The organism is Aeromonas sp. s13, assembly GCF_040907905.1.
GTDB classification, from domain to species: domain Bacteria; phylum Pseudomonadota; class Gammaproteobacteria; order Enterobacterales; family Aeromonadaceae; genus Aeromonas; species Aeromonas veronii.
The window spans coordinates 115,108-129,518 of record NZ_JBFOCS010000025.1 but is presented as its reverse complement, the minus strand read 5'-3'; the positions used below and the strand labels follow the sequence as shown (position 1 = coordinate 129,518).

At 60.9% G+C, this 14,411-nt stretch carries 14 protein-coding genes; 4 read left to right on the top strand and 10 right to left on the bottom strand.

Annotated elements, in window-relative coordinates; genetic code table 11:
• Positions 1-43 precede the first annotated feature (43 nt).
• Together AB5Y82_RS03215 and AB5Y82_RS03210 are read right to left on the bottom strand one after the other, a co-directional pair.
• Positions 44-781: a hypothetical protein gene (locus AB5Y82_RS03215; protein WP_368173642.1), complete on the bottom strand. Its 738-nt coding sequence runs from the start codon at positions 779-781 to the stop codon at positions 44-46.
• On the bottom strand, positions 781-1,341 hold the full coding sequence (locus tag AB5Y82_RS03210; RefSeq protein ID WP_005334411.1) for a YceI family protein: 561 nt from the start codon (positions 1,339-1,341) through the stop codon (positions 781-783). Before AB5Y82_RS03210 ends, AB5Y82_RS03215 begins: the two co-directional genes overlap by 1 nt.
• Positions 1,342-1,450: 109 nt before the next feature.
• On the opposite strand from AB5Y82_RS03210, the gene AB5Y82_RS03205 reads away from it, so the two are divergent.
• On the top strand, positions 1,451-2,353 hold the full coding sequence (locus AB5Y82_RS03205; protein WP_213386457.1) for a LysR family transcriptional regulator: 903 nt from the start codon (positions 1,451-1,453) through the stop codon (positions 2,351-2,353).
• A 55-nt stretch (positions 2,354-2,408) separates the two neighbouring features.
• Here AB5Y82_RS03205 and AB5Y82_RS03200 read toward each other — a convergent pair whose 3' ends face one another.
• Complete coding sequence (locus tag AB5Y82_RS03200; protein ID WP_149152506.1) at positions 2,409-2,837, bottom strand: hypothetical protein; 429 nt, start codon at positions 2,835-2,837, stop codon at positions 2,409-2,411.
• A gap of 67 nt (positions 2,838-2,904) precedes the next feature.
• Between AB5Y82_RS03200 and AB5Y82_RS03195 the strand changes: the two genes are divergently transcribed.
• Positions 2,905-4,635, top strand: coding sequence for a formate--tetrahydrofolate ligase (locus AB5Y82_RS03195; protein WP_368173641.1), 1,731 nt, complete (start codon positions 2,905-2,907; stop codon positions 4,633-4,635).
• 123 nt (positions 4,636-4,758) lie between these two features.
• Here AB5Y82_RS03195 and AB5Y82_RS03190 read toward each other — a convergent pair whose 3' ends face one another.
• Together AB5Y82_RS03190 and folE are read right to left on the bottom strand one after the other, a co-directional pair.
• A complete protein-coding gene (locus AB5Y82_RS03190) occupies positions 4,759-6,414 on the bottom strand; it encodes a methyl-accepting chemotaxis protein (protein WP_323926498.1) in 1,656 nt (551 codons plus the stop codon).
• Positions 6,415-6,825: 411 nt separating this feature from the next.
• Complete coding sequence (gene folE, locus AB5Y82_RS03185) at positions 6,826-7,482, bottom strand: GTP cyclohydrolase I FolE (RefSeq protein WP_139473435.1); 657 nt, start codon at positions 7,480-7,482, stop codon at positions 6,826-6,828.
• Between the two features lie 308 nt (positions 7,483-7,790).
• On the opposite strand from folE, the gene moeA reads away from it, so the two are divergent.
• Both moeA and moeB read left to right on the top strand, forming a co-directional pair.
• Positions 7,791-9,017: a molybdopterin molybdotransferase MoeA gene (moeA, locus tag AB5Y82_RS03180; protein ID WP_368173650.1), complete on the top strand. Its 1,227-nt coding sequence runs from the start codon at positions 7,791-7,793 to the stop codon at positions 9,015-9,017.
• On the top strand, positions 9,014-9,769 hold the full coding sequence (gene moeB, locus AB5Y82_RS03175) for a molybdopterin-synthase adenylyltransferase MoeB (RefSeq protein WP_368173640.1): 756 nt from the start codon (positions 9,014-9,016) through the stop codon (positions 9,767-9,769). The genes moeA and moeB overlap by 4 nt, the downstream gene beginning before the upstream one ends.
• A 72-nt stretch (positions 9,770-9,841) precedes the next feature.
• On the opposite strand, the gene AB5Y82_RS03170 is transcribed toward moeB, so the two are convergent.
• From AB5Y82_RS03170 to modB, 5 genes are all read right to left on the bottom strand, one after another.
• On the bottom strand, positions 9,842-10,603 hold the full coding sequence (locus AB5Y82_RS03170) for a hypothetical protein (protein ID WP_234916331.1): 762 nt from the start codon (positions 10,601-10,603) through the stop codon (positions 9,842-9,844).
• Positions 10,593-11,636 (bottom strand): plasmid segregation protein ParM domain-containing protein, encoded by a 1,044-nt coding sequence (gene parM / locus AB5Y82_RS03165; protein ID WP_103252105.1) that lies wholly within the window; start codon positions 11,634-11,636, stop codon positions 10,593-10,595. Before parM ends, AB5Y82_RS03170 begins: the two co-directional genes overlap by 11 nt.
• A 105-nt stretch (positions 11,637-11,741) precedes the next feature.
• Positions 11,742-12,518: an alpha/beta fold hydrolase gene (locus AB5Y82_RS03160; protein ID WP_180349376.1), complete on the bottom strand. Its 777-nt coding sequence runs from the start codon at positions 12,516-12,518 to the stop codon at positions 11,742-11,744.
• Positions 12,519-12,609: 91 nt separating this feature from the next.
• Positions 12,610-13,710 carry a molybdenum ABC transporter ATP-binding protein gene (gene modC, locus AB5Y82_RS03155; RefSeq protein WP_368173639.1) on the bottom strand — a complete coding sequence of 367 codons (1,101 nt, stop codon included), beginning with the start codon at positions 13,708-13,710 and terminating at the stop codon, positions 12,610-12,612.
• On the bottom strand, positions 13,707-14,387 hold the full coding sequence (gene modB / locus AB5Y82_RS03150; protein WP_005353447.1) for a molybdate ABC transporter permease subunit: 681 nt from the start codon (positions 14,385-14,387) through the stop codon (positions 13,707-13,709). Before modB ends, modC begins: the two co-directional genes overlap by 4 nt.
• Positions 14,388-14,411 lie beyond the last annotated feature (24 nt).

Below are 14,411 nucleotides of genomic sequence, written 5' to 3'. Positions count from 1 at the left end.
AGTATGCAAAAATGACTGTAATTGCCTGTTTTTCATGCAAAAATCAGTACAAAGAAGCAGCAGGCCACACCCACCACAGGCTGAGCCCGGTTCCCGCGGCAGCAAGCAATATCAGCCCACCCCAACGCACTGGCCACGGTTTGTCACACAACGCCCACTCCAGCAGCGGCAGCAACCAGACCGGCAGCAACACCACCAGCGGCACCTCCACATATTGCCAGGCCAGCATCTGGACGAAGGCGAGGGCCAGCGCCAGACCGGCGGGTGCTACCTTGATGCCAACAAAGGTGGCGAGCAGGGCGCGAAAACCGGCGAAAGCGGCCAGAGCACCGGCCAGCTGGGCAATCAGCAGACTGCCATCGATGCCGATCACCAGCGCCAGCCAGATAAAGCCGAGGGCAAACCCGAGCCCCTCGCGGCTGTCACTGCGCAAGGTGCTCCAGCCAAACCAGAGGATGGCGGGCAGCAGTGCCAGCCAGATCCCGGGTTCGCTCGCCAATACCGATGCCAATCCCTGCCACCACACCAGCGCACTGAACACGGCAAAGAGCAGCAGCGAACCGCGCAGGTCGCTCACCTGAGCCCCAATGGCGGGCACCAGCAGGGTCAGCGGCAACCACTGCCACGCCTTTTCCGGCATGCCATAGAGGCCGCCGAGCCAGGATCCCACCAGCCAGAGCGCCAGCGCGCCCCACAGATACCCCATTCGCGGCCAGCGCCACGATAGCAACGCGGCTCCCAGAGGAGCCGCCAGGGTTTGCAGCAGAAGTTCTGCGCCCATTACTTGCGCACGCCTTCGACAAACAGGTTGATGTTCATCTCGTCCGGAATGCCGGGCAGCATGTAGCTCACGCCAAAGTCACTGCGCTTGATGGTGGTGGATGCGTTGAAACCGCTGCGGTAGCCGCCCCAGGGATCCTTGCCCTCGCCAATTTTGACCAGATCGAAGGCCACTTCCTTGGAGACACCGTGCAGGGTCAGGGTCCCTTTCAGCACGCCTTTATCCTTGGTGCCCTCGTAAGCGGAGCTGACGAAGGTCATCTTGGGATACTGCTTCACGTCGAGGAAGTCAGGACTGCGCAGGTGCTTGTCGCGGGCCTCGTGGTTGGAATCGACGCTGGCGGCATCCACTTCAAAGCTCGCCTTGGCGGCCGCCGGGTTGGCGTCATCCATGCTGAAGGTGCCGCTGAAGGTGTTGAAGCGACCCACCAGCTCGGAGAATCCCAGGTGACCCACCTTGAACTGCACTGTGGTGTGCGCCGCATCCACATCGTAATCCGCCGCCATCAGAGGGGTCGCCATAAACAGGCAGGAGGCCAGCAGAGCCTTGGTCATTTTCATCCGTTCGTTCCTTCATCTTGGGGTTCACATCAGTGGTTAAAATGCTAACCTCGTTCTGAAGATGAATAATCAGTGATTTATTAAATTCATTATTTACTGAGGATGGAAAATGGACCAGATCGCCGCCATGCGCACCTTTATCAAGGTGGTGGAGTGCCAGAGCTTTACCAAGGCCGCCAACCAGCTCGGCATCTCGGTCGCCATGGCCTCCAAACTAATGCAACAGCTGGAGGAGTCCCTCGCCACCCGGCTGCTGTCGCGCACCACCCGTCAGGTCAATCCCACCGAAGCGGGCCAGTTCTACTACCAGCGCTCCCTCGCCCTGCTGGCGGAGCTGGAAGAGACCCACAGCCAGCTGACCCACCACAACCAGCAGCCGAACGGCACCCTCAAGCTCTCGGTGCCGATGGATTTTGGCTATCTGCACCTCTCCCCCGCCCTGCCGCTGTTTCGCCAGCGCTTTCCCGATCTCAAGCTCGATATCGAGTACAGCGACCGGCGGGTAGCGCTGGTGGAAGAGGGGTTCGATCTGGCGCTGCGGATCGGCCACCTCAGCGACTCCTCGCTGGTGGCGCGCCAACTTGCCACCATTCGGGTCGAACTCTGCGCCAGCCCCGCCTATCTGGCACGCAAGGGCAGACCGGAAAAACCCGAGGATCTCAAGCAGCACGACTGTCTGATCTACACCCTGACCCAGCCGGAGTGGCACTTCAAACGGGGAAGCGAGCAGCAGAGCATCCGGCCACAGGGGCCGCTGCGGGCCAACAACGGGGTGGCGCTGACCCGCGCCGCTTGTGATGATCAGGGCATCATATTGCAGCCCACCTTTATCGTGGGGGAGGCCCTGCGGTCAGGACAGCTGGTCAGCCTGCTGCCGGAGTGGGACAAGGGAGATGTGGGACTTTATGCGGTCTATCCGCACCGTCGCTTCGTCTCGGCCAAGGTGCGCTGCTTTATCGAGTTCGTGCAGGAGCGCTATCTCGCCCCACAGCAGTGGGATAAGCTGGCATGATTGCCAGAGCTGAGGGTACGGCCTGACTGTCCGGCCTGCTGACCCGGCTTGAAACCTAACGCTGGTCGGGTGCGGTGGTGGATGCGGCAACAGGGGTGAGCTTGGCTAGCAGACGCTCCTGCTCGGGGTGCAACTGCCAGCGTGGCAGTCGGGTGCGGACAACCGACAACTGCTGCTCACTCAGGGCATAGGGGAGCGCCACCTCAAGCTCGGGGCAGTCAAACATGGCGGCCAGCTGCAGGATCAGAATGAGGTTTGCCTCGTCGGTCTTGTGCTTGTTGACCCGTTTGCGGATCTCGTGGCGCAGCTGGGTTTCGGGGTCCTGGGTCATCGCCTGCCAGCCGAAACCGAACAGCGGCACCAGCGCGCTGACAATCCCCAGCGCCGTCATCGGCTGCTTGGGGGGATGATAGAGTTCGTTGAGATCCAACAGAACAGGATTCTGACGAACCTCACCCTCACCAAATAAAATCGTTTTCGTCATTGGATTACCCGTTATATTCCACTAGACTGCGCCGCATATTTTACCCCGATATGCCAACGAGGTGCTGATGCTAAGCGATATCGAGATCTCCCGCCAGTCCCCCCGTCTCTCCATTCACGCGCTGGCCGAACGCCTCGCCATCCCCCAGCACCTGCTCAGCCCTCATGGCCACTACAAAGGCAAACTCAGCCTCGACCTGCTCACGTCTCAGCCCACACAGAGCGGCAAGCTGGTACTGGTGAGCGCCATCACCCCTACCCCGCTCGGTGAAGGGAAAACGGTGACCACCCTTGGCCTCTCCATGGGGCTCAACCATATCGGCCAGCCCAGCATCGCCACTATCCGCCAGCCGAGCCTCGGCCCGGTATTCGGGGTCAAGGGGGGCGCTGCCGGTGGCGGCCACGCTCAGGTGGTGCCGATGGAGGAGATGAACCTCCACCTCACCGGCGATTTTCACGCCCTAACGGCAGCCCACAATCTGGCGGCTGCAGCCCTCGATGCCCGCCTGTTCCATGAGCGCAAACTCGGCGACCAGTTCAGCGCCAAAACCGGCCTGCCGCGGCTCAATATCGATGCTGACAACATTCTCTGGCCACGCACCCTCGACATGAATGACCGCGCCCTGCGCCACCTCACGATTGGACAGGGGGGCGCTGCCGATGGTGTGGAGCGCAGCGATCGCTTCGTCATCACCGCCGCCTCCGAGCTGATGGCCATTCTGGCGCTGGCGAGCGATCTGAAAGACCTGCGCCAGCGCATCGGCCGCATCCAGCTGGCCCGCGATATTCACGGCAAGCCCATTACTGCCGAACAGTTGGAAGTAGCGGGCGCCATGACGGTGCTACTCAAGGACGCGCTACAGCCGACCCTGATGCAGACCACCGAGCAGACGCCGGTGCTGGTGCACGCCGGCCCCTTTGCCAATATTGCCCACGGCAACTCCTCGGTGATCGCCGATCGCATCGCCCTTGGTCTGACCGACTATGTGGTGACCGAAGCGGGTTTTGGCTCCGACATGGGGCTGGAGAAGTTCTTCAACATCAAGAGCCGCCAATCCGGTATTACCCCCGCCTGCGTGGTGCTGGTGGCCACGGTGCGCGGCCTCAAGGCCAACAGCGGTCTGCTGGATATTCGCCCGGGCCAGCCGCTACCAGCCAGCCTGCAGGGGGAAGATCTGCCGACCCTCAAGCAGGGCTGCGCCAACCTCGCCTGGCATATCCGGAACGCCCGCCGCTACGGGGTGCCGGTGGTGGTCGCCATCAACCGCTTCCCCACCGACAGCGAGGCCGAACTGGCGCTGCTGGCCCATGAAGCGCAGCAAGCCGGTGCCTGTGGCGCAGCCATCTCCAACGCCTTCACTCAGGGTGGTGCCGGTGCCAGCGAGCTGGCCCGCGCCGTGGTCGCCGCCTGCGAGCAACCCGGTAAGGTGAAACTGCTCTACCCCGACGAGGCGAGCCTCGACGCCAAGCTGGCGACCCTGGTGGAGTGCGGCTACGGCGGCCGCGGAGTGCAGCTCTCCGACAAAGCGCGCCAGCAGCTGGCACAGCTCTCCGCCGAAGGATGGGATCACTTGCCTATCTGCGTGGCCAAGACGCCGCTCTCCATCAGCCACGACCCAGCCCTCAAAGGGGTGCCGACCGATTTCGAGGTGCCCATCGACGAGGTGAAGCTCTGCGCCGGTGCCGGGTTCGTCTATGCGCTGGCGGGCCCCATCATGACCATGCCGGGGCTGGGTAGTCTGCCTGCCTATCGCCATATCGATATTGATGAAGATGGCGAGATCATTGGACTTAGCTAAAGATCAGTGAGGGGCTGGCGTCGGCCGATTACGCTTCGCTAATCGACCCTACGCTCAACAAACCAGCCAGAAACAACAAGGCCCCGACAATTGCGGGGCCTTCTGTTATCCATGCATCAACCCTTAGAGGGTGAAGCGTTGGGTCATATGGTGCAGGGTGTTGGCCAGCTTGCTCAACTCGACACAAGCTTGGGCGATCTGATGAGCGCCCTGGGCATTCTCGTCAGCGGCATTGTGAATGTTGACGATGCTGCGGTTGAGCTCTTCGGTCACCGCGTTCTGCTCTTCGGTGGCGGTGGCGATCAAGGTGTTCATGTCGGTGATGCGCACCACGGCACCGTTGATGGTCTCGATACTGGTACCGGCATCCCGCGCCAGACCGACGCTCTCCTGCATCTGGTGACGACTCAGCTGCATGGCGTTGCCCGCCTCGGCGGCGCGGCTCTGCAAGAGTTCGATCATCTTGCTGATCTCGGCGGTGGAGTCCTGGGTACGCTGGGCCAATGAACGCACTTCATCCGCAACGACCGCAAAACCACGGCCCTGCTCACCGGCACGGGCCGCTTCGATGGCTGCGTTAAGGGCCAGCAGGTTGGTCTGACCGGCGATATCGCGGATCACATCCAGCACCACGCTGATGTTGGCGCTGTCGGCCTCCAGCTGCTGCACCACTGTGCCCGCCTGTTCAATCTTGACCGACACCTCTTCGATGCTGGCGATGGAGCTGCGAACCACTTCGCTGCCGGCAGCAGAGGTGCGGGAGGCATCCTTGGCGGCGCTCATGGCATCCGTGGTGTTGCGGGCCACTTCATTGACGGTGGACTGCATCTCGTTCATGGCGGTCGCCACCTGGGAGACTTCGTTCTGCTGGATGGCCATGCCGCTGGCTGACTGGCTGGAGATGGCGCTCACCTCCTCCACTGCGCTGCTGAGTTGGCTCACGGAGCCGGCGATCTCGCTCACCAGATCAGAGAGGGAGCCCTGCATCCGGTTGATGGCGGAGCCCAGCTGACCCAGTTCATCACGGTTGAAGCGGCTGTCACGGATCCACTGCTGCAGTTCGCCCTGACCCAGATCGCCATTGGCAATACGCTGGGCCTGACGGGCCAGCATGATCAGCGGGTCGCGGATCTGGCGAGTCAGTACCACTGAGAGCACCACCACCAGGATCAAACCGAGCACCAGCGCGATGGTGACACTCAGATTGGCGGATTGATAAGAGTCGACAATGTCGCTGCGGGATTCAGACGCATAACCATGGTTAATCTGGATAAGGGAGGCCACTGACTTGCTCAGCGCGGTGTAAAGGGGAACCCCCTCCTCAAGGAAGATGCGTTGGGCTTCGGCAAGCTGATCGCTGTCTTGCAGCTGTTTGACTCGCTGGTGCAGGGCGACGTAACGATCCCAGTCAGATTTCACCGTATCGAAGGTACGGCGCTCCGCCACATCCTCAGGCCAGATCGTCTTGTCATGGGCAATCAGCTGCTGCGCGATCGAGTTAAGCTGTTGACTGGCAATATTCCGATATTCAGCCCTTTTCAGCGGCTCGGCAGCCACCACGAAATAACCCAGCTCATAACGACGCAACTCACCGAGAGAATCCCCGATCGCGCTGGTGCGATTGACCGCTGGCAAGATGCTGTCGGTAAACCGGATGGCAACATCATTCATGTTGCCAAACTGGACAAGGGCAAAACCGCCGATAAAGGCGACCATCAAACCGAGCACGGCAAAGCCGGCGGTGAGTTTTTTACCTATGGTCATGGTACTGGTATTCATGGGATATCCTGGTGGTCGTTAAATTCGTAGCACTCGTCCGGTTCACGCCCTCCTGGCATGAACTATCTGGCCACCTGTTCAGTGGCGCACCATCCAACCTTGATGAATATCTCTGAATTCCATGAGCGGCAGCGAGAGCCGTGAGGGGGCGCTAGAGTAACCGGATTGTGATGGTTCGGAAAGAGTCTGTCCGGTTACTTTTTGTAAGGTGAAAACGAGAGGTTTATCGTGCTCGATTAAATATACCGCTCAGATGAATAAATCGAAAAAATGCATAACGTTTGCATAAGGCAAGCCGCGCGGGTCAAGCCGTTGCAGGCCGGCACTCTCATCCGGGACCAATGAAAAACGCCAGCAATAGCTGCTGGCGTCTCGTTTATTCAGCGTGGCGGTTACAAAACAACCGCCATCTTATCCGCGCAGGCCGCCCAGAAATTCGGCCCGGGTATCGGGCTGGGTCTTGAACACCCCGCCGAGGGAGGTGGTGGTGGTATAGGAGGTGGAGTCCATCACTCCGCGCGCCTTGACGCAGTAGTGGGTCGCCTTGATGCTGATGGCCACATCCTTGGTACCGAGCAGGGTCTGCAGCGCCAGCAGGATCTGCTGGGTGAGCCGCTCCTGCACCTGGGGACGGCGGGCGAAGAACTGCACGATGCGGTTGATCTTCGACAGGCCAATCACCTTGCCCCGGGGGATATAGGCCACATGGGCCATGCCGTCGATGGTGACGAAGTGGTGTTCGCAGGTGCTGGTGAGGCTGATGTCCCGCACCATGATCATCTCGTCCACCTGCATCTTGTTCTCGATCACAGTCACCTTGGGGAAGGTGGAATAGTCGAGGCCGGAGAAGATCTCGTTGACGTACATCTTGGCGATGCGATGCGGCGTCTCGGCCAGACTGTCATCGGCCAGATCCAGCCCCAGCGTCTCCATGATGGAGCGCATATGGCCTTCGATCTTCTCCCGCTTCTGCTGGCTGTTCAGCTCGTTGATGACCAGGGGGGTTTCCAGTCCCTGGGCTTCGAGGGCAGCCCTGACCAGCAAGGCTTCCGGACTTAAGGTTGTCATTATCTTCTCTCCCACGCTCAGGGACTGTGAGGGCCGCTCATCGAGCAACCCCTTATGTTATGGCGGCGTACAGGGCCGACGGTATCGCTGTAATGGTCGCCACTCGGGATGTGACGGCCATCTGTTATGGCGGCATAGTAAACGGCCATTGCCGCCAAGATTCAAGTCAACTTGTGCGTCACCTCATACTTTATGGCCATCTCACTCCGTTTCAGCGCCGATTACCCCGAGAATCCTTGAGATAACCTGCCCATCCCCGGGGATTTTTGTGATAATCCCGCCTTCAATCATAGAAAGAGGTCATGACGATGGGATTTGATACCAGCGGACTACTCCCCTTAAGCGATGCCCTGCAAGGGATGCTGGAACAACTCGCCTGCTGCTGCGACAGCGAGCAGTTGCCCCTGCCAGAGGCCCTTGGCCGGGTTCTTGCCAGCGACATCGCCTCTCCCCTCGCCGTGCCCCCCTTCGACAACTCCGCCATGGACGGTTACGCCGTGCGCCTTGCGGATCTCGCCAGCGGCACCCCGCTCATCATGGCGGGCAAAGCGTTTGCCGGTCAGCCCTATCAGGGCGAATGGCCCGCTGGCCACTGCGTGCGGATCATGACCGGCGCCCCGGTACCCTCAGGCACAGATGCGGTGGTGATGCAGGAAGAAACGCAGGCCGACGGCGATCGGATCACTTTTCTTACGCAACCCGAACCGGGCCAGAATATCCGCCGCACCGGCAGCGATATCGGCAAGGGCGCCTGCGTGCTGCCAGCCGGCACTCGCCTCACCCCAAGAGAGATGCCACTGCTAGCCTCCCTCGGCGTGGCTACCGTCGCGGTGCGCCGACCGCTGAAAGTGGCCATCTTCAGCACTGGCGATGAGCTCAAACCGGTCGGTACCCCGCTCGCCCACGGCGATATCTATGACTCCAACCGCTACGGCGTGCGGGCCATGCTGGCGCGCATGGGCTGCGACTGCCTCGACCTTGGCATCATCCCCGACGATCCGGCCCAGCTACGCGCTGCCTTTATCCGCGCCGACGAAGAGGCCGATGTACTCATCACCACCGGCGGCGTCTCGGTGGGGGAAGCGGATTTCACCAAACAACTGCTGGACGAGCTCGGCGAGATTGGCTTCTGGAAGCTTGCCATCAAGCCGGGCAAGCCGTTTGCTTTTGGCCGTCTGCCCCGCGCCTGGTTCTTCGGCCTGCCGGGCAACCCCGTCTCCGCCATGGTCACCTTCGATCAGCTGGTGCAACCGGCGCTGGCCAAGCTGGCGGGCCAGCACTTCGAGCGCCCGCTCCAGCTGCAAGCCATTGCGGCCGAGCCACTCAAAAAGAGCCCGGGCCGACTCGACTTCCAGCGCGGCATCCTGAGTCAGGGGCCAAACGGCCTCGAGGTGCGCAGCACCGGCTCGCAGGACTCCGCCGTGTTCAGCTCACTGTCGCGAGCCAACTGCTACATCGTTCTTGAACGGGAACGGGGCCGCGTTGCCGCGGGCGAGACGGTGACCGTGGAGCCATTCGGGGGGTTGCTGCTGTGAGCGAGATCCTGAGCGACACCGAACTGCTGCGTTACAACCGCCAGATCATCCTCAAATCCTTCGACTTCGAGGGACAGGAGGCGCTCAAGCAGGCCCGTGTGCTGGTGATCGGCGCTGGTGGCCTTGGCTGCGCCGCCAGCCAGTATCTGGCGGTAGCCGGAGTTGGCCAGCTCACCCTGGTCGATTTCGACAAGGTGGAGCTCTCCAATCTGCAGCGTCAGGTGTTGCACAACGATGAGCGCATTGGCCACTACAAAGTAGACTCTGCCGCCCAGTCGCTGCGAACCCTCAATCCCTGGCTCAACGTCGAGACCCACGCTGCCGTGGCCGATGAGGTGCTGCTCGATACCCAGCTGCCCCGACATCAGCTGGTGCTCGATTGCACCGACAACCTGGCCATTCGCAACCTGCTGAATCAAAAGGCACGCCAGCACAGGGTACCGTTGGTCAGCGGCGCCGCCATCCGGCTCGAAGGTCAGCTCTGCAGCTTCACCTGGCAGGAAGATGAGCCCTGCTACGCCTGCCTCAGCGCTCTGTTTGGCGAGCAGGCCCTCACCTGCGTCGAGGCGGGCGTGCTCGCCCCCGTGGTGGGGCTGGTGGGCAGCCTGCAAGCACTGGAAGCTATCAAACTCTTGGCAGGCATGGGCAAAAGCTACAGCGGCCGCCTGCTGATGATCGACGGCCTGAGTGGCACCTTCCGCGAGATGAAGCTGCCCAAGCGCCCCGACTGCCCGGTCTGCTCCCACCCTTGACGCAAACGGGATCAAAAAAGCCGAACCCTGTGGTTCGGCTTTTGTATTCCGATTTAGCAACGGTATCGGGGATCAGAAGATCCCCTTAGCTTTGACCTTTTTCATATTGGCCACCTGACTCGAGAGATCCTCTATCAAAGGTTCAGCCTCTGTGCCGACAACACTCTGTCGAGCGGGGGCACTGGCCAGTCGCTGGATCAATCTGTGCTGCTCGCGGATCAGCCGGGATTGCTCTTCCAGTTGGCGAGAGAGCAGCTGGATACTGCTGGCAAGGGGAGCCAGATCCTGCTCGGCCCCTGCTGATGGCAGCTTGCCAGCGATGGCTTCGGCCAGCTGGTCATGATCCAGCGCGGCAGGCAGCCCCTGCCTGAGTTCATCCCACATCTCGCTGGGTTGCTGCTCGCCAAGCCGGCTGACAATCTCGTCCACCAGTGAAGTGGTATCACTCTGTCCCAGCTGTGGAGCCAGTCTGGCCACAATCTCGTCGATCATCACATCTGCGGCAGGCTGCGCCTCGCCAGCGACCTCTCCCAGATTGAAACCACAGCTGGCAAAGGCATGACGCAGGGTCGTCATGCTCACCTGCTCCGGCCCCAGCGCATTGGCAATCGCTTTGCAGAGGTTGGGCGCCAGCACGTACATGAACATGCCCGAGAGGTAGATATCCTTGTGGAAACGGCTCTTGGAGAAGTCGAACTCCTCGGTACCCTCCTGGATCTTTCGCGCCCGTTGATACCAGTTCTGCAATACCCCGACCGCATAGCGATCAGACTCCAGCGCACCCGGATCCATGTAGATGGAGAAGGTCATGCGCTTGAGTTGACTACTCATCATCAACCTCGGCCATCACTGGCGCTTCGCGATAGACTTCATCCTCTTCCGTGGTGTAGAGGCAGATTTCACGAGCCAGCGCGGACTGAGCATCGTCCAGCAGCTCGACACGGTCACCCAGGGTGGGATAGGCCGCCTTGATCGCGTCATAAATCAGAGATGCGCCGCCACCGACCAGATAGACACGGTTCGGGTTCTTGGCGAACTTCTTCGCTTCATGCGCAACCTGAGTGCCCAGCTCGTCGATCTTGTTTTGCATCTTCTCGAGGATCTTGGGGATCTGGCTCTCATCGTTGACCACATCGCGTACGAAGCTCATGTCGTGACGACGCTTGATAAACTCGTTGGCCACCAGATAGCTCGAATCGCTGTCTGCTGCGGCCAGCGCCTTGCGGGTAGCGTCGGTCACCATGGAGACACCGATCTCGTTGTTACCGTAGACATCGGAGACATCATCAAACTCACCGACGATGATCCCCATATCCAGAGTGGTGCCGCCACAGTCGATCACCAGCGTCTTGGTGAACTCGTTGCAGCCTGAACCAATCAGACGAGAAAGCGCAGCAGGCAGACTCTCCGGCATCACTTCGACACTGACGATATTGAACAGCTCGCCCTTGTTAAGGGTGATCGGACGCATCAGGTTGCGGCGTTTCTTCTCGATCTTCTCTTCGTTACGCTGGCAATCATCCGGGTTGTAAAACTCGGTGATAGGCAGGGTTACGGTGATGGCGACATCGCACGGCGTCACACCGGTCTGCAACAGGGCATGATGTACGGAGAGCAGGTTGAGATCGTCATACTGGTACTCCACGTGGGTGGTGGCCAGAGACTTGTCGGAAGTCGCGTCGTAGGTGTACTTGGTGTTACCTATCTCGTAGTTGTAGATCTTCTTGTCTTTACGCAATGCGGCGCTCTTCCAGTCCTTGCGAAAGGAGTTGGGAGAGATGATGGTCTTGAGCACCTTGTTCTCAATCCAGCTCACCTTGACGTTGGTCGAGCCATCATCGATGGCCATTTTCATTACTTCAGACATGAGGAAACACCTGTTAATAGATCAGAAATGGGTCCGATTGCCTTGCCTTATGCCTTTGGCAAGGCGATCGAACCAATAGATACACGGGGTAAAAGGGCGACAAGTTTAATGGGTTTCTAAAATCCGGTGAAGCAAATGATTAAATCCGGAAGGATCTTCCGCGGGCCAGGCGTGGTGGCCGTTGGGGGTGTGGATGGTGGCGTTGGGCAAGGCGGCAAACTGCTCTACCCGTTTGGCCAGCGGCAGGTAGTCGTGACTGGTGGAGATGATGGCCACCGGCTGCCAGATGGCGCCGAGCCGGGCGCGTACCGACCAGCCGGGTAGTGCCTCCAGCAGCGCCTTGTAGGTTTTCTTTTTATTGCGCACGAAACGCAGTCGGAAGGTGTGGCGCACCTGAGCGAGATCCGGGCCCGGGAAGAGCTCGCGTCCCAGCCACCAGGCGAGGGGGCGCATGCCAAACCAGCGCAGCCACTTGAGGCGCTGGGCGTAACGCTCCTGCTCTTTGGGGGTCTCCAGCAGAAACTCGCTAAAACCGTTGACCAGCACCAACCCCTGCACCTTGTGGGGCAGTTGCAGCGCCAGCTCCAGCGCTACCATGGCCCCCAGCGACAATCCCACCACCCAGGCGGGTTCTGGTTGTGCATCGAGCCAGTTCACCACATCGGCTGCCAGGGTCGCCACATCGAACGGCCCCTCCTGCATGCTCTGGCCGTGGCCGCGCAAGTCCAGCGCCACCACCCGGTACTGTTCGGAAAACCGTTCGATCTGCGCCTGCCAGTCGAGGCTGGAGGAGCCCAGCCCATGCAGCAGCAACAGCAAAGGGCCCTCCCCCGCACTGCGCAGGGCAAGACCGTTGAATTTCATCACCTGATTGCGGCGCATCAGTGTATTGCCTCTCGACTCATCACCTGAACCATCTCTTGTTGTTATGTTGCCCGTGGCCATCCTGCCACGTTATCAGCACGGCGCCCAATCAGCCTTCGCTGACCAGACTCACCGCCTTGATATAAGCGTAGATCTGCTGCTCCGGCGCCAGCGCCAGCCGCCTGGCGGAGCGGCTGGTGATCCGGGCCAGCAGTATCTGCTCACCCAGCGCCAACTGCAACAGGGTCTGGCCGGGGCGCACCTCGCGCACCGCCAGCAGACGGGTGACGAGACAGTTGGAGAGACTGGAGTGCTCGATGGGGGCTGTGGCAATCACCACATCCCGCCCCGCCACCTTGATCTGCAAGGGGCCACTCTCGTCCGGAACATGGGTCATGGTGACCCGCAGTTGCTGCTCACCAAGCTGCAGGGTCGCCATCTGCTCCTCTTCATCGTAGTGAGAGAGGGTCGCCGCCAGCATCACCCCGGCATCGTCACGGCTGGCGAGCGAGAGATCAGTGCGGGCGAAGATCTCGCTCGGCCGGCCTTGCGCCTCGACCCTGCCACTTTCCAGCAGCACCAGCTGATCGCAGAGCAGGCTCACCTCCTCCATGGCGTGGCTGACGAAGATCATCGGGATGCCGCTCTCCTGCTGCAACCCCTTGAGCACATGAGCCTGATGGATGCGGCTGCGCCGATCGAGCGCAGAAAAAGGTTCATCGAGCAGCAGCAGATCGGGCTCGGCCAGCAGCGCCCGCCCCAGCGCTACCCGCTGGCGTTGACCACCAGACAAGGCATGGGCAGGTTGCCCCAGCAGATCGGCAAAGCCGAGCCGAGCCGCCAGCGCTTCGGGCTGCCAGCGCCCTCGCCCCTTGCGGGCCGCCAGTTGCAGATTGCCGAGCACCGTCAGATGGGGAAAGAGGCGCGAGTCCTGAAACACCAGTCCGATCCGGCGCGCTTCGGGCAGCAGAGGAGCATACTCCCGATCGCGCCACCGCAAGCGATCCCCGTTTTGGCGATCGAGCCCGGCAATGATACGCAGCAGGGTGCTCTTGCCGCAGCCGGAGGGGCCAAACAGACCGAGGATCCCCCCCAGCTCGAGGGTCAGTGCGCAATGGAGGGTAAAGGGGCCAAACTCGCGCCGGGCATGGAGGTTCAGGGCATGGCGGGGCGGCACGTTCACTGGCGGAATAGTAGCTGGCTGGTTCATCCGAACACTCTCCGCTGTCTGCGCTGCAACACGCCATAGACCAGCACCAACATCACCAGCGAGAAGGCCATCAAACCGCCCGCCAAAATATGGGCGTTCTGGTAATCCATCGCCTCCACATGATCAAACAGGGCAATGGAGAGTACCTGGGTCTCGCCCGGGATATTGCCGCCAATCATCAACACCACCCCGAACTCCCCCAGGGTGTGAGCAAAGCCGAGGGCTGCCGCCATCACGAAACTGGGCAGGGTCATCGGCAAGATGATGTGAAAGAAGCGCTCCAGCGGGCCGAGCCCCAAGGTAGCGGCAGCCTCCAGCTCCTTGTTACCCATGTTGACGAAGGCGGAGGTGAGCGGCTGCACCACAAACGGCAGCGAATAGAGGATGGAGGCAAACAGCAGGCCGAGAAAGCTGAAGGCGAGCGGGGCGCCAAAGGTGTCGCGCCACCAGGCGCCGAAACCATATTCGGGGGAGAAGGCGAGCAGCAGATAAAACCCCAGCACTGTGGGGGGCAGCACCAACGGCAGCGCCACCAGCGCCTCCACCAGCGGCCGCAGGCGGTTCTGACTGCGCGACAACCACCAGGCCAGCGGCGGAGCCAGCAACAGCAAAATCGCTGTGGTACTGGCTGCAAGCTTCAGGGTGAGCCAGACCGCCAGCAGATCCCCTTCACTCATTGCCGACCTCCCGGTTGATAAATG